The sequence below is a fragment of the Sphingomonas sp. LR60 genome, from assembly GCF_036855935.1.
GTDB lineage: Bacteria > Pseudomonadota > Alphaproteobacteria > Sphingomonadales > Sphingomonadaceae > Sphingomonas.
Genome location: NZ_JASPFK010000001.1, coordinates 3,289,039 through 3,309,007, shown reverse-complemented (window position 1 = coordinate 3,309,007; position 19,969 = coordinate 3,289,039). Strand labels below are relative to the sequence as shown.

The window sequence follows — 19,969 nt, the reverse complement described above, 5'->3', positions numbered from 1 at the left end:
CGGTGCTATGACGTCACCGACGACCTACATAGCGGATAGCAATCGCCCGTTCAACGTCACAGCACCTCGAACAGGCCCGCCGCGCCCATGCCGCCGCCGACGCACATCGTGACGACGACATGCTTGGCACCGCGGCGCTTTCCCTCGATCAGCGCGTGGCCGACCATGCGCGCACCCGACATGCCATAGGGATGGCCGATCGAAATGGCGCCGCCGTTGACGTTGAGCAGCTCGTCGGGGATGCCGAGGGTGTCGCGGCAATAGAGCACCTGCACCGCGAACGCCTCGTTCAGCTCCCAAAGGCCGATATCGTCCATCGACAGGCCGTTGCGTTCGAGCAGCTTGGGGACGGCGAACACCGGGCCGATCCCCATTTCGTCGGGTGCGGTGCCTGCCACGGCCATGCCCACATAGCGGCCAAGCGGGGTCAGCCCGCGCTGTTCGGCGAGCCGCTCCTCCATCAACACGCTGGCGGAGGCGCCGTCCGACAGCTGCGAGGCATTGCCGGCGGTGATGTTGAGGTCCGGCCCCAGTACCGGCTTCAGCCCGCGCAATCCTTCCAGCGTGGTGTCGGCGCGATTGCCCTCGTCCTTGGTGAGCGTGACCTGTTCGTGAGAGACTTCCTTGGTGTCCTTGTTCACGTTCGCCTTGGTCGCGGTGACGGGGACGATCTCGGCATCGAAGCGCCCGGCGGCCTGCGCCTCGGCGGTGCGCATCTGCGAGCGATATCCATATTCGTCCTGCGCCTCTCGCGTGATGCCGTAGCGCTTGGCGACGATCTCGGCGGTCTGGAGCATCGGCATGTAGATGTCCTTGTGCATCGCCAGCAGCTCCGGATCGGGGGCGACGCGCATCGCGGGGGTCTGCACCATGCTGATGCTCTCGACACCGCCGCCGATCGCGATCTGCATCCCGTCGCTGACGATCTGCTTGGCAGCGGTTGCGATCGCCATCAGTCCGGAGGCGCATTGCCGATCGAGTGACATGCCCGGCACGCTGGTCGGCAGCCCGGCGCGCAACAGGCTGGTGCGCGCGATGTTCGGCGATTGATGCCCCTGTTGCAGCGCCGCGCCGATCACGACGTCGTCGACCTCCGCGCCGTCGATGCCGGCGCGTTCGACCGCGGCCTTGATGGCGTGGCTCGCGAGCGTCGGGGAGGGCAGGTCGTTGAACGCGCCGCGATAGGCGCGGCCGATCGGGGTGCGGGCGGTGGAGACGATGACGGCGGAGCGCATGGAACGATGCCTTTCGGGACAGCCTAGACGAAGATTTGGGTGATCCATTCGGCGAGCATCGCGGGCTTTTCCTGCCCGTCGATCTCGATCGTGACCTCGGCGGTCGATTGATACTGACAAGGGCGCTTCTGCTCGAACGACAATAGCGTCGAGTGGGCGCGGATGCGCGCGCCGGAGGGAACGGGCGCAAGGAAGCGGACGCGATTGCCGCCGTAATTGACGTGCATCCTTGCATCGCTCACGACCGGGAGGTCAGGCGTCTCGGCCATCAGGCGAGGCAGCAGCGATAAAGTGAGAAAGCCGTGCGCGATCGTCGTGCCGAATGGCGTCGCGGCGGCGCGGACCGGGTCGATGTGGATAAACTGGCGGTCGCCCGTGGCCTCGGCGAAGGCGTCGATCATCGTCTGAGTGACGGTAATCCATGCCGAGACGCTGGTTCGTCCGACCGCAGCCTCCACTTCGTCGAGCGTCACCGTCTGCCTCTCCCAACCGCTGCGGTTGTTTAGGCGCTTCAGTGCTTCGCTCGCAAGCTGGCGCGGACCGAAAATTTGAAATGGACTTAAGGGCGGGTTAAAAAGGCGGACCCGATCTTCTAAAAGCAAAAGCCCGCGCCGGTGATACGCTCCGGCGCGGGCGATCGCGTCAGCGGCAGCGCACCTTGCCGCGATCGATCTGACGACCGAGCAGCGCACCCGCGCCGCCACCGGCCAGCGTGCCGAGCAGGCCGCCGCCGACGAGGTTGCCGAGCAAGGCGCCACCCGCGCCGCCGACGACCAGACCGGTCGTGCCGTCGTTACGACGGCAGTAGGAACGGCCGTCACGTCCGCGGTACACCTGATCCTCGCGCGACAGGCGACGCTCGCGATAGTTGCCGCGGCGATAATCGCGCGAGGCGTCCCAGTCGTTGCGGTCGCCATGCCATTGATAATCCCGGTCGCGATCGCGACGCTGGGCATCCGCTGGGGCGGCGACCATCGGGGTGGAGACGGTGGCGATCGCCAGCGCCGTCAGCAGAGCCTTCTTCATGTCGATCATACTCCTACCAGTGACTGCACGAACGTCGCAGGCACGGAAGGGTTCATGCCGGTTGCGTTACGGACTGTCCGGTATCGGGAACGAGCAGCTTTTCACGCTGTGCAACGATCAGCGGGACCACGATTTGCCCCGCCACATTCACCGCGGTGCGACCCATGTCGAGGATGGGATCAATCGCGAGCAACAGTCCGGCACCCTCGAGCGGCAGGCCGAGCGTGGTGAGCGTGAGCGTCAGCATCACCAGCGCGCCGGTCAGCCCCGCAGTCGCGGCCGAGCCGATGACGGAGACGAGCGCGATCAAGACATAGTCGGGCGCATGGAGGGCGATGCCGTAATATTGCGCGACGAACAGCGCCGACACCGCCGGATAGATCGCGGCGCAGCCGTCCATCTTGGTCGTGGCGGCGAACGGCACCGCGAAGGCGGCATAATCGCGCGGGACGCCGGCCTTTTCGGCGACATCCTCGGTGACCGGCAAGGTCGCGATCGACGAGCGCGAGACGAAGCCGAGCTGGATCGCCGGCCAAGCGGTCGCGAAGAAACGGCGCGGGGACAGGCGGTTGGCGGCGAGCAGCGCGGGATAGACCCCGAACAACACCAGCGCGAGTCCGAGATAGACCGCCCCCGCGAAGCTGCCGAGCGCGGCGAGCGACGACCAGCCGTAGCGGACGATCGCGGTGCCGATCAGCCCGGCGGTGCCGATCGGCGTGAGTCGGACCACCCAGCGGAGCAACTGGCGGAAGATCGTCAGCAGCGAGGCGTTGACCGACAGGAACGCCTCGCCCGCCGTGCCGACCTTCACCGCCGCGGCGCCGACCGCGATCGCGACGACGATCAATTGCAGGACGTTGAACGAGATGCCGGTGGTGGCTGCGCCGTCCTTCAGCTTGGTCGACGCCTCCAGCCCGAGGAAATTGCCGGGGATCAGCCCGCGCAGGAAATCGAGCCACGAGCCCGCGGTGCCCGGTGCGACCGCGCTCGCGGCATCGACCCCGGCGCGGACGCCGGGCTGGAGGATCGTGCCGAGCGTCAGCCCTATCGCGACCGCGATCAGTGCGGTGATCGCGAACCACAAGAGCGTCTGGCTGACCAGCCGTGCGGCGTTGCCGAGGTCTCGCAACGCGGCCACCGAGGCGACCAGCGCGGTGAAGACCAGCGGGACGACCAGCGCCTTCAGCAATTTGACGAAGCTGTCGCCGGTCAGGCGGAGCGTTTCGGCGAGTGCGCCGTCGGGAGCGGTGCGCGCCACGAAGCCGAGCGCGATGCCGATCGCCATGCCGGCGAAGACCTGCACGGTGAAGGAAGGTTTCTGCATGTTGCCGAGGTGAGAGCGGGCAGGGGTTTGTGCCAGCAACTTTGCGTTTGCGGGTGGGGAGCGGGGCTTTTGGCGGGTGGGCCGTGGTCGACCTGCGCCGTCATGCCCGCGCAGTCGAGGATTCAGACACGCGGGTCTTGGCAAGGGCCGCCACGTCCGAGGTTCTGGATTCCCGCCTTCGCGGGAATGACGGGGGTGGGGGAGCGAGCGACGGTCAGTCTTTCGGGAGGTGTTCAGGTGCGGCGTAGGGCATCACCAAGGTTCCGTCCGGGGCGGCGGTGTAGGTGGTCTGGGTCGGATAGGGGATGCTGATCCCCTCTTGCGCGAAGCGGCGGATGATCGCGACGAGCAGGCGGTTGCGGGTGGAGTGGGCAGTCGCCCAATCGTCGCCGGGCGTGTCGACCTGGAGCACGAAGTCGAGGCTCGACGCGCCGAACGTCTCGAAGCCGGCGCGCGCGACCTTGGCGCCTTCCGCTTCGACCAGCTCGGTCAGGATCGCCGGAATGCGTTCCAGCGTCTCGGGCGACGTCTCATATGCGACGCCGATCGTGTAGGACACGCGAACGTGATCGCGCTGCGACGTGTTCTGGATTTCCTTGTCGAGCAGGTTGCGGTTGGAGATGATCCGCAGCTCGCCGGTGAAGGCGCGGATGCGCGTCGACTTGAGCCCGATCGCCTCGATCACGCCGCTGGTGGTGCCATAGCTGATCTTGTCGCCGCGGCGGAACGGGCGGTCGAAGATGATCGCCAGCGCCGCGAACAGATCGGCGAAGATGCCCTGTGCCGCGAGACCGATCGCGATGCCGCCGACGCCGAGACCCGCGACGAGGCCGGTGACGTTGACGCCCAGGTTGCTGAGCACGACGACCAAGGCGATCGCGAACACCGCGAAGCTGACGAGCAGGCGGATTAGCCCCATCGCGCTCATCAGCGCCTCGCCCGAATAATGTTCGTCGCGGGTCCGGTGCTCGATCGCACCGAGGATCAGCTCGCGTGCCCAGATCGCCGCCTGGAACACCGCGGCGACGGTGAACAGGAAGGTGATCGTCTTGTCGACATCGGCGGGGGTGGCGGCATAGCCGTCGACCAGCTTCGCCGAGAGCATGACGATGAAGAAGGCGTTGGTTCGCTCGATCGCGCGGCCGAGCACGGCGGCCCAGCCCTTGCCCGAGGCGCTGCGATGCGCGAGCCGTGGCCCGAACGCGCGGACCCAGAACAGCAACAGCGCGATCGCGACGCCGATCCCGACCGCGATCAGGATTTGCAGCCAATGCTGTTGCAGCCAGATCAGGCTGGAATGGAACAGCGCGCCGGCCTGCGCACCGACGCGATCGGCATCGAACGCCGCCTTCTGGGCGGCGGCGGCACTGGTATTGCTCATGTCAGGCGGCTTTCAGCTCGCACGCACCGCAGGCTTCGAGAAAGGCGATCAGCCCGCGCTCGGTACGCGTGAGATAGTGCGTCGATCGCGGCAGCCGCAGCGTCTGGCGAAACGCCGCCTGCGCGGCCTTGTCCTTGCCGAGTTCGATCAACGCCGGGTGGACGTAGGATTTTCGCGCGATGGCGGGGGTGTTGCCGAGATGCGCGACGACCGGTTCGAGCATTGCCTTGAGACCGATCGGGGCATCCGCCTCGATCAGCGCCTCGAACGCGACCACGCTCGCGCCCCAGGTCCGGAAATGCTTAGCGGTGAAGTTCTCCCCCATCGACGCGCGGAGATAGGCGTTGACGTCCGAGGAGGTGACCGCATGGGGCTCGCCATCGTCGCCGACATATTGAAACAGCTTCTGGCCGGGCAAATCCTGACACTTCTTCACGAAGCGCGCGAGGCTGCCGTCGGTGATCTTGAGTTTGCGGATCTTGCCCGATTTCGCCTTGTACTCGAGCTTCAGCGTGCTGCCGCTGATCTGCGCGTGGCGGTCGCGGAGCGTGGTCAGCCCGAAACTCTTGTTCGTCTTCGCATAGGTCTCGTTGCCGATGCGCAGCGCGGCGACGTCGAGCAGCTTGACCACGGCGGCGACGGTGCGCTCCTTGGTGTGGCGGCGGCGCTCCAAATCGACCTCGACGCGGGTGCGCAGCTTGGTCAGCGCGCGGCCGAACGGCGCGCAGAGGTCGTATTTGGCTGCTTCCTGCTGCGCGCGGAAGCCGAGGTGGTAGCGATATTGCTTGCGGCCCTTCTCGTCCCATCCGAACGCCTGAATATGGCCGTCGGGATCGGGGCAGAACCATGCCTCGGTATAGGCCGGGGGAAGGCCGATCGCGTTCAATCGATCGATTTCGTCGCGATCGGTGATCCGCTTGCCGCTTACATCGTAATAGGCCCAGGCATCGTGGCGCGTGCGCTTGCGCGTAATGCCAGCCGTATCATCCTCAAAGAACACGATATTTCCTGCCACCGGTGCCCTTCCGCGGTGCTGTGACCCGGCTTTTGAAATGCGCAAACCCATCGCATCGTTCCCGGAACGTGCGCGCAGCGCGGGGGTTGGGGCGCCGGGACACTTTCTTTCCATCAGGAGAATGACATGGCCGATTTGTCGCAAGCCCGCGTGCTGATGATCGCCGCCGACGGGTTCGAGACCGTGGAATTGTTCGAACCGCGCAAGGCGCTGGAAGCGGCGGGCGCAACGGTGACGCTCGCCTCGATCAAGCGCGATCCGATCCAGGGAATGAAGGGCGACATCAACAAGGCGGAAACCGCCACGCCCGATCTGACGCTGGAAGAGGTCGAGGTCGACGATTACGACGCTTTGGTGCTGCCCGGCGGAGTCGCGAACCCCGACAAGCTGCGCGTCGAGGACCTGGCGGTCGAGATCGTCCAGCAGTTCATGGACGAGGACAAGATCGTCGCCGCGATCTGTCACGCGCCGTGGCTGCTCGCCGAGGCCGACGTGATCGACGGGCGGCGCGTCACCGGGTTCGTCTCGATCCGCACTGACCTGGCGAACGCCGGGGCGGAAGTGGAAGACGAAGAGGTGGTGATCGACGACAATCTGATCACCAGCCGCAAGCCCGACGATATCCCCGCCTTCAACAAGGCGATCATCGACGCGCTGACCGAGGAACTGGCGGACTGATCCCGTGCGGCACGCCGGCGTGGTGTCGTCGGCGTGCCGCAATCGGTATCCAAAGATGGCTACCGCGGCGTTTACCATCGGCTTACCATTGCTGCGGTATCAAGCGGCATGTTCGACGACACCCTGCTCCACTCGCCCGCCGCGCGCAGCCATGGCGTGCTCGATACGATGCTTGCCGCGGTATCGCGGCTTGGCCGGCGACGCGTCGAGCGCGTCACGGCCGCCGGTGGTCAGGCACCGTGTGCGTGGATGGCGCCGCCGCCCGAACGCGCGCTGCCGCGTGACCTGAACCTGCCGCTCAGCGCGTTCGACCCAGGTGCGCTGCGCCGGTGCAAGCCGGTGTCGGCGGCGGCGTTCGTCGACCCACTGCTCCTCGAACGGACGTTGTACCGCATTCCTGCCCGCTGAGGTCGCACGCGACCGTCACGCCTTCGAGCCGCAGCATTACGCGATCGCCGAAGGGCTCGCGCGCCGCGACGTGCAGGTCGGCGACGATCTGGCCGGGGATGGCTGGATCGAAGGTCGCGAGCCGTGCCAGCCAGCCATCGAGCGCTTCGTCCGCCGCAGCACTGACGACCAGTTCGTGGCGTGCGCCCGAGAACGTGGCGCTGTGCCACGCGACCGCGCAATGATGTTCTGTCGCGAGCAGCACGCCGGCCCGCGCCGCGTCGCGCGCCACCGCGCGCTCGAACCGCGGACCGATCACGACGCGCGCGCCGCGATGATCGCCGCTACACGCGCGCAAAGCGCCGGGCCCGGGATGCGGCCGCGGCGCAGGTCACGCACCAGCCGCGGATCGTTCACTGCGCGCCGCCCGAACGTCGTTTCGGCGACGCCCGTCCGCCGCAAATAGGTGTCGATGTCGCTCAACAGACACATGGATCAGCCCTCCGACTCTTCGTTCGCCATATGTTCTACTTTGTTCTCCTTGTCGAGGAAAAATCCTCAGCGTAGGGTGATGCCATGAACGACACTCCACAACAGGCACTTGCGGCGGCAGCGCGCGCGCGCGGGTGGCGTTGTCGGCGTTGTCGCGGATGGTGGGGCGCAATCAGGCGTATCTGGGGCAGTTCGTGAGCCGCGGCTCGCCGCGTGTGCTGCCCGAACGAGAGCGGCGGATGCTGGCCGATTTCCTGGCGATCGACGAGGCGCTGCTCGGCGCGCCGACGCCGCCCGACGACGTGGTGGCAGTGCCGTGGCTGGCGGTGAAGGCGGCGGCGGGTGTGGGGCAGGTGCCCGACGAGCGGGTGCTGCGGACCGAGCGACTCCCGCGTGCGGCGTTGCGTGGCGCGGGGGTGGCGCCGGAGGCGGCGTCGGTGATCGCGGTCACGGGCGAATCGATGGCGCCGACGTTGAGGGATGGCGATCGCTTGCTGGTCGATGCCAGCGCGCGGCGGCTGGCGGCGCGCGGCGGCATCTATGTCGTGCGGCGGGGCGACACGGTGCTGGTCAAGCGGTTGGTGCCGCACGGTGACATGGTCGAGATCCGCAGCGACAATCCGTTATGGCCGGTCGAGCAGGTGCCGCTGGCGGAGATCGAGGTGATCGGACGCGCGACGTTGCTGCTGCGGCGGCTGTAGCGGGGCGCGCGCGGGCTCGTTACACTCGGTCGAAACAAGGAGAGGTAGCGCATGAAACTCGCCAGTCTGAAGCAGGGTCGCGACGGTCGCCTGGTCGTCGTCTCGGACGATCTGGCCTGGTATGCCGATGCCGGGCATGTCTGCGCGACGCTGCAGGCCGCGCTGGACGATTGGGCGCAGGTCGCGCCCGCGCTGGAGCTGCTGGCGGTCGACCTGCGCAACGAGGCGATTCCGCGCGAGCGCTTCCACGAACATGACGCCGCCGCTCCCCTGCCGCGCGCCTATCAATGGATCGATGGCTCGGCGTACGTGAACCATGTCGCGCTGGTGCGGCAGGCGCGCGGGGCGGAGCTACCCGACAGCTTCTGGCACGATCCGCTGATGTATCAGGGCGGGTCGGACGGCTTCCTTGGCGCGCGCGACGCGATCCCGCTCGCCGACGAGGATTGGGGCTGCGATCTGGAGGGCGAGGTGGTGGTCGTCACCGGCGACGTGCCGCAGGGCGCGACGCGCGAACAGGCGCTTGATGCGATCCGGCTGGTCGGGCTGACCAACGACGTGTCGCTGCGCAACCTGATCCCCGCCGAACTCGCCAAGGGCTTCGGGTTCCTGCAGAGCAAGCCGGCCTCGGCCTTCTCGCCGGTGTTCGTGACGCCGGAGGCGCTGGGCGATTGGTGGCAGGACGGCAAGCTGCACCGCCGCCTGCTGGTCGAGGTGAACGGCGCACCGTTCGGCCGCGCGGAGGCGGGCGAGGACATGACCTTCGACTTCGGGACGTTGATCGCGCACGCCGCCAAGACGCGCGCGTTGGGGGCAGGGACGATCGTCGGATCGGGCACCGTCTCCAACCGCGATGCCGATGGCGGACCGGGACGGCCGATCGCGGACGGCGGGGTCGGATATTCGTGTCTCGCCGAGCTGCGCACGGTCGAGGCGATCAAGCAGGGGACGGCGAAGACACCGTTCCTGGCCAAGGGCGACACGGTGCGGATCTGGATGGAGGACGATCGCCACCATCCGATCTTCGGGACGATCGAACAGACGGTCGGCTGACCTGCTACGCCTCGGGCGACGCGCGTTGGGCGCGCAGCTCGGGGCGGCCGAGCATGGCGAAGCCGATGAAGGCGGCGACCTGTCGATGGTCGTCGACCGCGTCCAGCATCTGCTTGAGATCGTGGAGGAACAGCTTCGCGCCGCTCGCATCGCGAACGCGGCGCGCGTCCATCGCCCAGCCGCCGAATTGCCGCTCGGCAACCGCGCGTCGTTCGACGAAGGCGATCGCGTCATGGCGCGGGTCGCGCGCGATGCGGGTCATCAGCGCTTCGACCTGCGGCTGCGATCCTTCGAGCGCCTGGATGAAGCGACCGCCGTCATGGAGCAGGAGCCCGGTGATCGCTTGACTGCCGTTGAAACGGGACGCGCTCGTCGCCAGTCGCGTGAGGTTGGGGTCGTCGAGGGGTCGGGTAGCGCGGCTGATATAGACCAGCTGGTAGACGGGGTCAGCCATGCGCCGGCCATGGCCGAACCGGCGCGAAATTGTTAGCGTGATTCATTACAAGTTACTGACGTATCTAATGGAAATCGTGGCTGCGGATCGGGATGACATCCTCTGGATCGCAGCCGTTGCGGAACGGCGGATGATAATCGCTGCGGACGCGCGTCTTCCAGCCGGGGTCGCCGCGATCGGGGGAGCCGGGGTGGGTCGCGCCGTCGCCGCGGCTGGTGAGGCGCGGCAGGTCGATATCGCCGACCTCGCGCAGCATCGCGGTGCGATCGTGGATGCGGTCGGCGATGACATGGATCACCTCGCCCTCGCGCTGGACGACGCCGGTGACGCTGATCATCGCCGAGGACATGACGACGGTGCGCTGCGCCTCGAACCGGTCGGGCCACAGGATGATATTGGCGACACCGGTCTCGTCCTCGATCGTGATGAACAGCACGCCCTTCGCCGAGCCGGGTTTCTGGCGGACGAGGATGATCCCCGCGACCTCGACGCGGCGGCCGTCGCGTGTCTGGCGGAGCTGTGCGCACGGGATCACGCGCTGGTCGGCAAGCCGGTCGCGCAGGAAGAACAACGGATGCTCGCGCAGGGTGAGCTGCGTCGCGCGATAATCCTCGACCACCTCGCGGCCGGCGGTCAGCGGCACGAGGCTGACCGGCGGTTCGCGACGCTCGGCGGCCTCCAGCAGCGGCAGCGGGGTCTCGCCAAGCCCGCGGATCGCCCATAACGCCTGCCGCCGATCGAGCCCGAGCGCATGGAAGCCGTCGGCCTTGGCGAGTTTCTCCAGCGTCGCGAGCGGCACGCCCGAGCGGCGCCACAGATCCTCGACCGAGCGGAACGGCGCCTCGGCGCGCGCGGCGATGATCCGCGCGACATGGATCATCGACACGCCATGGACGATCTTCATGCCCAACCGCAGCGGCAGGCGCGCGGGGTCGCCTTCCTCGACCAGCCGCGTGTCCCAATCGCTGTCGACGACGCAGACCGGGCGGATCTCCACGCCATGCTCGCGCGCGTCGCGGACGATCTGCGCGGGGGCGTAGAATCCCATCGGCTGCGCATTGAGCAATGCGCAGCAGAAGACGTCCGGGTGATGGCATTTCATCCAGCTCGAAGCGTAGGCGATCTTCGCGAAGGACGCGGCGTGGCTTTCGGGGAAGCCGTAGGAGCCGAACCCCTCGATCTGCTTGACCAGCCGCTCGGCGAAGTCGGGGCCAATGCCCTTTTTCGCCATTCCCTCGATCAGCTCGGTTTTGAACTGACCGACGCCCTGCGTGTATTTGAAGGTCGCCATCGCCTTGCGCAATTCGTCGGCGCGTGCCGGGGTGAAGCCCGCGCCCTCGATCGCGACCTTCATCGCCTGTTCCTGGAACAGCGGCACGCCGAAGGTCTTGCCGAGCACCGCCTTCAGTTCCGGCGACGGATAGTCGAACTCGATCGCGGGGTGGCGTCGCTTCTGTTCGCGGCGCTTCAGATAGGGGTGGACCATGTCGCCCTGGATCGGGCCGGGACGGACGATCGCGACCTGGATCGCAATGTCGTAGAAATTGACCGGCAGCATGCGCGGTAGCATCGCCATCTGGGCGCGGCTCTCGATCTGGAAGACGCCGAGCGTATCGGCTTTCTGGATCATTGCGAAAGTCGCCTTATCGTCGGTCTGCAGATCGGGATGATCGAGCGTCAACTGCACGTTCTTGTGGCGCGCGAGCAGATCGAAGGCGCGGCGCATACAGCCGAGCATCCCGAGACCGAGGATGTCGACCTTCATCATCCCGGCTTCCTCGACATCCTCCTTCTCCCATTCGATCACGCGGCGATCCGCCATCGCGGCGGGCTCGATCGGGACGAGCGCGTCGAGCCGGTCGCGGGTGAGGACGAAGCCGCCGGGATGCTGCGACAGATGCCGCGGCGTGCCGATCAGCTCGCGCGCCAGCTCCAGCGTCAGCGCGAGCCGGGGGTCGCCGCGATCGAGATTGAGCGCATCGACATGGCGGTCGGCGACGCCCTCCTCCGACCAGCCCCACACCTGCCCGGCGAGCGCGGCGGTCATGTCCTCGGGGAGGCCGAGCGCCTTGCCGACCTCGCGCACCGCACCGCGCGCGCGGAAGCGGCTGACCACCGCGGTCAGCGCGGCATGGTCATGGCCATAGGTGTCGTAGATCCACTGGATCACTTCCTCGCGCCGCTCATGCTCGAAATCGATGTCGATATCGGGTGGCTCGGCGCGGTTCTCCGACAGGAAGCGCTCGAACAGCAATTGGTGGACGATCGGGTCGATCGAGGTGATGCCGAGCACGAAGCAGATCACCGAATTGGCCGCCGATCCGCGCCCCTGACACAGGATGTCCTGGCTGCGCGCATATTCGACGATCGAATGGACGGTCAGGAAATAGGCGGCGTAGTTGAGCTTGGCGACCAGCCCGAGTTCCTTGGCGAGCAGGTCCAGATACGCCTGCGGCACCGCGCCGTCGAAGCGACGGTCGAGCGCGCGAATGGCGAGTTTCTCCAGCGCCTGCTGCGGGGTTTGCCCGGTCATCACCTTCTCTTCCGGGTAGAGATATTGGTCGCGAAGGTCGCGCGGCGAGAAGGTGCAGCGCTCGACCACCGCTTCGACCGCGGCGAGCGCGTCGGGGAAGCGCGCGAAGCGGCGTTCCATCTCATAAGGCGGGTGGAGGCAGCGGTCGGCGGAGCGTTCGCGGCGCAGCCCGAGATCGTCGATCGTGGTCTTCTCGCGGATCGCGGTGACGACGTCCTGGATCATGCGCTTGTCGGGATGGTGGTAGAGCACGTCGCCGGTCGCGAGCGGTGCCAGCCCGTAGCGCCGCGCGACGAAGGCGGCCTCGTAGAGCCGGCGCGCGTCGTCGGGTCGGCGTTGCTGCGTCAGGCAGACATGGCCGCGTGGGTCACCTGAGCCGGCGCTGAACAGGTCGGCCATCCAGCGCATTTCGCCCTCATCCGCGCCGTCCGCGCCGGGGACGAGCGCGGCGACCAGCCCGGCGGCATGTGCGGCGACATCCTCCCAATGCAGGAAGCAGCGGCCTTTCTCGCCATGCTGCGGACAGGCGCGGGCCTTGCCGATCGTCAGCAGCCGGGTGAGGCGGCTCCATGCGGCGAGGTCCTGCGGCCAAACGAGCAGCGACGCGCCGGTGACGAGATCGAGCCGGCAGCCGGCGACCATGCGGACGGGGTTGCCCTGTGCCGAGGTCTGTTCGGCGGCGACCATCGCGCGGACGATCCCGGCGACCGAGTTGCGATCGGTGATGCCAAGCGCGGGGAGGCCCATTTGCGAGGCGGTGGTGAACAGCTCCTCGCACGACGACACGCCGCGCAGGAAGCAAAAGTGGGTCGAGACCTGCAGTTCGGAATAGGTCATGGGGTCAGGCCGCGGGTACAGGGGCAGCAGCCGTAAGCCCTGCCGTCATTGCGCGCGTAGCGAAGCAATCCAGGGCGTCCTGGTCCGGCTCTGGATTGCTTCGCTGCGCTCGCAATGACGACGTGGCTGACCGCCATCCTCAATTGCCGAGCCCGTGCAGGAACCAGCTCAGGTCACCGGTTTCGCTGCGCATGCCGTCGCCGCGGCGGAACAGCCAGAAGCGTTGGCCGGCCTCGTCCTCGACCCGGTAATAATCGCGAACCGCCATCCGCTCGGGCGCGCGCCGCCACCATTCGCCCGCGACGCGCTCCGGTCCTTCGGCGCGGACGATGCGGTGCGTGGTGCCGCGCCAGGTGAAGCGCTTCGGCGGCTGGTCGGGAAGTTCGGCGAGCACATGGTCGATCCGCTCCGGGCGGCGCAGCAGCAACACCGGGCGCGGCCAGCGCGGGTGCCACGGATGGTCGGGGCTGCGGGCGTCAAGCTGGCGAACGTCGTCATCGCGCAGCGCACGCGTCTCGCGCGGCGGTGGGTCGAGCGGCGCGGTGCGCGTCCATGAGCGTTCGGGGACGTCGCTCTCGACCGGGGCGATGCGCCACAGCCGGCCCGCGCCGATGCGATTGATGAGCGCGTCGATCAGCGGGGCGAGATCGGGCGCGGCATCGTCGGCGAGCGCAGGGGCCAATGTCTCGGCGCCGAGCGGATCGGCGCGGCGTACGATCAGCGCGATGCCGTCGATGCCATAGCCGGGCTCGATCTCCTCGATGCGGCGCAGCGTCAGCCGCAGCATGTGCGCCGCGTCGCGGGTCGGGCGCGCGAAACCGAGCCGCAGGATCTGCGGCACGCCGTCGACGCGCGCGGCGATCATCTCGACCGCGCGCGCACCCAGACCCGATTTCGCCAGTGCGACCGCGAGCCGCTGCATCAATTCGCGCAGCCAATGCTCGATCGCCTCGGGGGTGGCGATCGGCTCGACGAAGCGCTGCTCGACCGCGACGCGCGTCGGGGGAACGATCGGTTCGAACGGTTCGGGCAGATGGCCGAGCGCCTGATCGATGCGGTCGGCGATCGCGCGGCCGAAGCGGCGGACGAGCGGCGCGCGGGGGAGGGCGGTGAGCTGGCCGATCGCCTCGATACCCAGCCGCGCGAGCAGTTCCAGCGCGGGCGGATCGAGCCGCAGCGCTGCGACCGGAAGTTGCGCCAGCGCGGCGCTTTGTCCCCCGGCGCCACGATCTGCGCGGCGTTCAGCGCGCCGAACCGCGCCAGCGCCCAGGCCGCGCCCGGCGTGTCGGCGACCGCGATGCGCGCGGTAATGCCGTAGCGCGCGAGCAGCCGCAGCAGCCGACGACAGAAAAGCGCCTCGCCGCCATGCAGATGCGCGACCCCGGTCAGTTCGACGAACAGCCCGTCGGCGTCCGACACCGCGACCGTGGGAGCCCAGCGGCGCGCGAGCAGCGTGGCGAGCGCGGTGAGATCGGCGGCGTCGCGTTCGGGATCGGCCTCGCGCACGTCGAGCCCCGGCACCTGCGCGCGCGCCATGGTGAGCGCGGTGCCGGGACCGATGCCGAGCGCGCGTGCCGCGGCATTGGCGGCGGCGACCTCGACGCGTGCGCCGCTGCGCCGCACCGTCACCAGCGGCGGGTCGTCGACGGGCGCAGGGGTGGGCGCGTCCTCGTCGGCGTCGTCGCAGACGCGCGCGACCATCGTCGCCAGCGTGCGCCCGGTCTGGAAGAAGCGGCCGTGGCCATAGCCGGGGGCGGTCGGCGCGCTCTTGCCGTGATTGTCCGGGTGCGGTCCCTCGCCGGGGAAGTGCACCGCGGGCATTGCGGCGAGTTGCTTGAGGCTTTGAGCGAGATTGGGCGGGGGGACATGCCCGGCCTCACCGCCATGCCCGTCGCGCGCGCTGCGGCGTGGGGCCTTCATCGCGCGGCGGACGACGACATCCTCGCCGGGGCCGAGCACCGGCGGCATCTTGGCCAAACGACGGAGCGCACCCGATTCGTCGGGGGGCATCGGGCGGAACGGGTTGTCGACCAGCTCGGTCTTGCGCGACAATTCCTGCAGCGACGGGCGGCGATGCGCGGGGAGCGCCTCGACCGAAGCTTGCAGGTCCTGGCCCTGCCAACCGCGCGTGCCGGGGCGGAACAGCGGCTCGGCAGCCTCGGTGCGGCGCGACAGCTCGCGGAACGGGGTGGCGGCGGCCTCGCTGGTGCGGCTGAGTTCGCGTTGCGCGGGGCAACGGTGCACGGGCAGGCTGGCTACCGCGCCTTCGACCTGATCGCGCGTGTCGGCGAGCCCGCTGCCGGGATCGGTGCGCGCCCACCGCGCGCCGGGACGCCAGCCGCCGCCCCGCGGCACCGAGCAGTGCTGCGCACGTTCGGCGGCGGCGTCGCCACCCAGCGCGTCGAAGGCGGCGCGGCCGTCGGCCTCAGCCGACCGCGCGGCGCGGCGCTCGATCCGCCGCAGCCGGTCGATCGACCAGCTGGGCAGGTAGAGCGAGGCGACCCGTTTCATCGGAGCCCTCCACCAAGAGTTCGAACGGATCGCCGCCGCGCTGGCGCACGCATTCGACGTGCCAGCAGGCGCGGCCCAGCCCGCCCCACGGCACCTCGGACGAGGGCGCGTGCGCGACGCGCCAGCGCGTGACGGCGGCGGACGGAGCCGTGATCGGATCGGCGCCGTCGCGGGCCGGGCGGCGCAGCAGCAGCGCGGGGGTGCCACCTCCCTCGGCGGCGAGTTGCAGACGGCGTGCCTGCGCCATCTGGACGCGCTTCGCCTCCCCCACCACCGCGCCGAGCCCGCGGTGGCGCAGCCCTTCCTCGACCAAGGCGAGCAATTCGCCGTCGTCGCGCGCCTCGGCATAGACGACGCGCGACGGTGCGAGCCCGGCCTGGAACAGCCCCGGCGCGAACAGGTCGCGCGATCGGACGACCCACAACACCTCGCCGTGCGTGCGCGCGGCGATCCCGGCGACGAACAGCACCGCGGCGGCATCGTCGCCCCAGCCTGTGCCGCGTGAAGACACTTCGTGGAGCGCGTCGCTCCGCAGCCCGCGATCGGCGAGGCGGTCGTCCAGTGCGTCGATGCCGAACGGCAGCACGGGCCGGTCGCGCGCCTCGCCGGTGATGGCCTGCAAGCTCTCGCGGAGCGCGGCAAGGGTGGGAACGGGACCGGACACAGGCGACTCGCAATCAATGTGTTCGCTATTTGTTCCTATTGGTGTTCCGGCGTCAAGGCTTTGCGGAGACTAGGAATGTGGGTGCGCGGCTGCCCTGCGGATCGTCACTTCGGACTTGATCCGACGCCCCGCTTCTTTCTGGCGGAGTGGGAAGCGGCGGGATCCCGGATCAAGTCCGGGATGACGGAGGAGGTGACTACGCTGCCTCCGCCTGTTCCTCTGCCGAGGGCGTCACACGCAAAATCTCGCTTACCGCGCGCCGGTGCTCGCGGCGCGTGACGACTGGCGCCAGGCGTCCGGTGTCGTCGCAGGCGATCGCGGTCGCGGCGAACGGCGCGCCATCGGTCTGACGGGCGAGCGTCACCTCCCAGCGGGGGCGGGCGGTGCCGACCATCGAGACGGTGCCGATCCGCCAGCGCGTGGCCGCGGGTGACGACACCGCGAACGGATCGCCGCTCCCGCACGCCGGGCGTTTGAGCAGGAGCGCGACCGTCCGCCCGCGCGACGCCGACAGCTGTACGCGCTTCGTCGCGGCGGGAGAGGCGCGGCGGACTTCGCCGATCACCGCGCCGAGTGCCGGATGGCGCAGACCTTCCTCCACCAGCGCGAGCACTCCGGCGTCATCATCGGCCTCGGCATGGATCACGCGCTTCGCCATCAATCCGGACTGTGCGAGCGTGGGGGCGAACAGGTCGCGGCGTCGCACGACCCACAGGATCGGCCCCCATGCCCGGGCCGCGACGCCTGCGACGAACAAGGTAGCGGCCGCCTCGTCGCGTAGCGACGGCGTCGCCGCCGCGACTTCATGCAGCGCGTCGAGCCGCAGTCCGCCATCCGTCAACTGCGAGTCGATGTCCGGCACGCCGAACGGCATGACTCGCCGCCGGCTGTGCCCGTCGCCCGGTATGGCGCGCAGCGTCTCACGCAGGGAACAAAGGACGCTCGACTCGGGCACGACAAGGACGACTCCGCAGCGGATTGTCGTTCGCAATTTGTTCCAGAACGATGGTGCGAGTCAATGGTCTGTCACGATCCGGGACTAGCCGTATGGCGTTGCGGATCGGCGAAAAGGGCTTTGACTGGCGTTGAAACAATATTACAAGCGGCTGAAATCGTGCTGCGTGCCAAGCAGCGCATGACGGAGAGTGAAACGTGGGCGAAGAACCCGGTATCGTGCACCCGCGTGGCAACCTGCCGCCCCTGTCGCTGCACGTCCCCGAACCCAAATTCCGACCCGGCGATGCGGTCGACTTCGCCGACGTTCCGATCCCGGCCGCCGGCGCGGCGCGGCGCCCCGATACCGCCGAAGCCGCCCGCGATTTCACCGAACTCGCCTACACGATGGTGCGCGTCCTCGACGAGAACGATCAGGCGGTCGGCGCGTGGAACCCGCGCTTGTCGCCCGACACGCTGCAGCGGATGCTGCGCCACATGGCGACCGTCCGCGCCTTCGACGAACGCATGTTTCGCGCGCAGCGGCAGGGCAAGACCAGCTTCTACATGAAGTCGCTCGGCGAGGAGGCGGTGGCGGTCGCCGCGGCGCACGCGCTGGATGCGGAGGACATGTGCTTCCCCTCCTATCGCCAGCAGGGGCTGTTGATCGCGCGGGGGTGCCCGATGGTCGACATGATGAACCAGATCTACTCGAACACCGGCGACAAGCTGCAGGGCAAGCAGCTGCCGATCATGTATTCGGAGAAGCGCTTCGGCTTCTTCTCGATCTCGGGCAATCTGACGACGCAATATCCGCAGGCGGTCGGCTGGGCGATGGCGTCGGCATCGAAGGGCGATACGCGGATCGCGGCGACATGGTGCGGGGAGGGCTCGACCGCGGAGGGAGACTTCCATTCCGCGCTGACCTTCGCGACCGTCTATCGTGCGCCGGTGATCTTCAACGTTGTCAACAATCAGTGGGCGATCAGCAGCTTCTCGGGGTTTGCGGGGGCGGAGGCGACGACCTTCGCGGCGCGCGCGGTCGGTTATGGGATCGCGGGGTTGCGGGTCGACGGCAATGACGCGCTGGCGGTCTATGCCGCGACCGCCTGGGCCGCCGAGCGAGCGCGCACCAATGCCGGGCCGACGCTGATCGAGCATTTCACCTATCGCACCGAGGGTCATTCGACCTCCGACGACCCGACGCAATATCGCTCGGCCGGCGAGCCGACGGCGTGGCCGCTCGGCGATCCGATCCGGCGCTTGAAGGATCATCTGGTCGCGATCGGCGAGTGGGACGAGGCGCGGCAGGCCGAGATGGACCGCGAGGTCGCCGAGGAGGTGAAGGCGGCGCAGAAGGAGGCCGAGAAGAACGGCGTGCTCGGGCATGGCTTGCGCCAGCCGCTCGACTCGCTGTTCGACGGCGTGTTCGAGGAGATGCCGTGGCATTTGCGCGAGCAGCGGCAGATGATGATCGACGAGGAAACCGCAAGCGGCCGGCCGTGGGACCGGAAGTGATGATCGCCTCCCTTTGTGCCGTCATCCCCGCCCTTCGGCTGCCTGCAAGGCAGGCGCTCAGGATAAACTTTGGCCGAAGGCCAAAGGCGGGGATCCAGACGCGCAGGTTTTCGCAGGAATCGACACGGCAGCGGGTCTCGATTCCCGCCTGCGCGGGAATGACGGAGTTTGTGTGGTGAGCGATACGATCCAGCAAGAGCCGGTGGAAGATACCACCACCCGCATGAACATGATCCAGGCGATCAATTCCGCGATGGACATGACGATGGCGCGCGATCCGTCGATCGTCGTCATGGGCGAGGATGTCGGCTATTTCGGGGGCGTCTTCCGTGCGACCGCCGGTTTGCAGAAGAAGTACGGCAAGACCCGCGTCTTCGACACGCCGATCACCGAATGCGGGATCATCGGCGTGGCGGTCGGGATGGGCGCGTACGGGCTGCGGCCGGTGCCGGAAATCCAGTTCGCCGATTATATCTACCCGGCGCTCGATCAGCTGGTCAGCGAGGCGGCGCGGCTGCGCTATCGTTCGGGGGCGAGTTCACCGCGCCGCTGACGGTGCGTTCGCCGTTCGGCGGCGGGATCTTCGGCGGGCAGACGCACTCGCAATCGCCCGAGGGGATCTTCACGCACGTCTCGGGCGTGAAGACCGTCATCCCTTCGACGCCGTACGACGCCAAGGGACTGTTGATCGCGGCGATCGAAGACAATGATCCGGTGATCTTCTTCGAGCCGAAGCGCATCTACAACGGCCCGTTCAACGGCCATTGGGACCGCCCGGCGGAGAATTGGTCCAAGCATCCCGGCGGCGCGGTGCCGACGGGGTATTACAAGATCCCGCTCGGCAAGGCGAACGTCGTGCGCGAGGGCGAGGCGGTGACGATGCTCGCATACGGCACGATGGTGCACGTCTGCGCGCAGGTGGTGGCCGACACCGGCATCGACGCCGAGATCGTCGATCTGCGCACGCTCGTGCCGCTCGACATCGAGACGATCGAGGCGAGCGTGAAGAAGACCGGGCGGTGCATGATCGTCCATGAAGCGACGCGGACCAGCGGGTTCGGCGCGGAACTTGCGGCGCTGGTGCAGGAGCGGTGCTTCTATCACCTCGAGGCGCCCGTGGAGCGGGTCACCGGCTTCGACACGCCGTACCCGCACAGTCTCGAATGGGCCTATTTCCCCGGACCGGTGCGGATCGGGCAGGCGCTCAAGAAAATCCTGAAGGACTAA

At 68.2% G+C, this 19,969-nt stretch carries 18 protein-coding genes and 1 pseudogene; 6 read left to right on the top strand and 13 right to left on the bottom strand.

Annotated elements, in window-relative coordinates; genetic code table 11:
• Window positions 1-56 precede the first annotated feature (56 nt).
• The 6 genes from QP166_RS15760 to QP166_RS15735 form a co-directional block, all read right to left on the bottom strand.
• Window positions 57-1,235 (bottom strand): acetyl-CoA C-acyltransferase, encoded by a 1,179-nt coding sequence (locus QP166_RS15760; protein WP_333916761.1) that lies wholly within the window; start codon window positions 1,233-1,235, stop codon window positions 57-59.
• Between the two features lie 23 nt (window positions 1,236-1,258).
• Window positions 1,259-1,939, bottom strand: a complete 681-nt coding sequence (locus QP166_RS15755; protein ID WP_443027221.1) for a MaoC family dehydratase — start codon at window positions 1,937-1,939, stop codon at window positions 1,259-1,261.
• Entirely contained in the window at window positions 1,878-2,261 is a 384-nt protein-coding gene (locus QP166_RS15750) for a glycine zipper 2TM domain-containing protein (RefSeq protein ID WP_333916760.1), read from the bottom strand. Before QP166_RS15750 ends, QP166_RS15755 begins: the two co-directional genes overlap by 62 nt.
• Window positions 2,262-2,313: 52 nt before the next feature.
• On the bottom strand, window positions 2,314-3,585 hold the full coding sequence (locus QP166_RS15745; protein WP_333916759.1) for a dicarboxylate/amino acid:cation symporter: 1,272 nt from the start codon (window positions 3,583-3,585) through the stop codon (window positions 2,314-2,316).
• Window positions 3,586-3,799: 214 nt separating this feature from the next.
• Window positions 3,800-4,966: a mechanosensitive ion channel family protein gene (locus QP166_RS15740; protein WP_333916758.1), complete on the bottom strand. Its 1,167-nt coding sequence runs from the start codon at window positions 4,964-4,966 to the stop codon at window positions 3,800-3,802.
• 1 nt (window position 4,967) lies between these two features.
• A complete protein-coding gene (locus tag QP166_RS15735) occupies window positions 4,968-6,032 on the bottom strand; it encodes a DNA topoisomerase IB (protein WP_443027220.1) in 1,065 nt (354 codons plus the stop codon).
• 75 nt (window positions 6,033-6,107) lie between these two features.
• Here QP166_RS15735 and QP166_RS15730 point away from each other — a divergent pair, with 75 nt between their 5' ends.
• Both QP166_RS15730 and QP166_RS15725 read left to right on the top strand, forming a co-directional pair.
• On the top strand, window positions 6,108-6,659 hold the full coding sequence (locus tag QP166_RS15730; protein WP_333916756.1) for a type 1 glutamine amidotransferase domain-containing protein: 552 nt from the start codon (window positions 6,108-6,110) through the stop codon (window positions 6,657-6,659).
• A 108-nt stretch (window positions 6,660-6,767) separates the two neighbouring features.
• The gene (locus QP166_RS15725) at window positions 6,768-7,067 is read left to right on the top strand and encodes a hypothetical protein (protein ID WP_333916755.1); all 300 of its coding nucleotides are present in this window, start codon (window positions 6,768-6,770) and stop codon (window positions 7,065-7,067) included.
• Window positions 7,068-7,361: 294 nt separating this feature from the next.
• Here QP166_RS15725 and QP166_RS15720 read toward each other — a convergent pair whose 3' ends face one another.
• A complete protein-coding gene (locus tag QP166_RS15720; protein WP_333916754.1) occupies window positions 7,362-7,538 on the bottom strand; it encodes a hypothetical protein in 177 nt (58 codons plus the stop codon).
• A 134-nt stretch (window positions 7,539-7,672) separates the two neighbouring features.
• Between QP166_RS15720 and QP166_RS15715 the strand changes: the two genes are divergently transcribed.
• On the top strand, window positions 7,673-8,239 hold the full coding sequence (locus QP166_RS15715) for a S24 family peptidase (protein WP_333916753.1): 567 nt from the start codon (window positions 7,673-7,675) through the stop codon (window positions 8,237-8,239).
• Window positions 8,240-8,290: 51 nt separating this feature from the next.
• Entirely contained in the window at window positions 8,291-9,292 is a 1,002-nt protein-coding gene (locus QP166_RS15710; RefSeq protein ID WP_333916752.1) for a fumarylacetoacetate hydrolase family protein, read from the top strand.
• A 4-nt stretch (window positions 9,293-9,296) separates the two neighbouring features.
• Here the strand turns inward: QP166_RS15710 and QP166_RS15705 are convergent, their stop codons facing one another.
• From QP166_RS15705 to QP166_RS15680, 6 genes are all read right to left on the bottom strand, one after another.
• Window positions 9,297-9,746: a BLUF domain-containing protein gene (locus tag QP166_RS15705; protein ID WP_333916751.1), complete on the bottom strand. Its 450-nt coding sequence runs from the start codon at window positions 9,744-9,746 to the stop codon at window positions 9,297-9,299.
• A 64-nt stretch (window positions 9,747-9,810) separates the two neighbouring features.
• Window positions 9,811-13,116 (bottom strand): error-prone DNA polymerase, encoded by a 3,306-nt coding sequence (locus tag QP166_RS15700; RefSeq protein WP_333916750.1) that lies wholly within the window; start codon window positions 13,114-13,116, stop codon window positions 9,811-9,813.
• Window positions 13,117-13,255: 139 nt separating this feature from the next.
• The gene (locus tag QP166_RS15695; protein ID WP_333917364.1) at window positions 13,256-14,050 is read right to left on the bottom strand and encodes a DUF6504 family protein; all 795 of its coding nucleotides are present in this window, start codon (window positions 14,048-14,050) and stop codon (window positions 13,256-13,258) included.
• Window positions 14,038-15,627 carry a Y-family DNA polymerase gene (locus tag QP166_RS15690; RefSeq protein WP_333916748.1) on the bottom strand — a complete coding sequence of 530 codons (1,590 nt, stop codon included), beginning with the start codon at window positions 15,625-15,627 and terminating at the stop codon, window positions 14,038-14,040. Before QP166_RS15690 ends, QP166_RS15695 begins: the two co-directional genes overlap by 13 nt.
• Window positions 15,542-16,291, bottom strand: coding sequence for an ImuA family protein (locus QP166_RS15685; protein ID WP_333916747.1), 750 nt, complete (start codon window positions 16,289-16,291; stop codon window positions 15,542-15,544). Before QP166_RS15685 ends, QP166_RS15690 begins: the two co-directional genes overlap by 86 nt.
• 196 nt (window positions 16,292-16,487) lie before the next feature.
• On the bottom strand, window positions 16,488-17,165 hold the full coding sequence (locus QP166_RS15680) for an ImuA family protein (protein ID WP_333916746.1): 678 nt from the start codon (window positions 17,163-17,165) through the stop codon (window positions 16,488-16,490).
• A gap of 278 nt (window positions 17,166-17,443) precedes the next feature.
• On the opposite strand from QP166_RS15680, the gene QP166_RS15675 reads away from it, so the two are divergent.
• Window positions 17,444-18,742, top strand: coding sequence for a 3-methyl-2-oxobutanoate dehydrogenase (2-methylpropanoyl-transferring) subunit alpha (locus QP166_RS15675; RefSeq protein WP_333916745.1), 1,299 nt, complete (start codon window positions 17,444-17,446; stop codon window positions 18,740-18,742).
• A gap of 223 nt (window positions 18,743-18,965) precedes the next feature.
• Window positions 18,966-19,969: pseudogene (locus QP166_RS15670) on the top strand (alpha-ketoacid dehydrogenase subunit beta).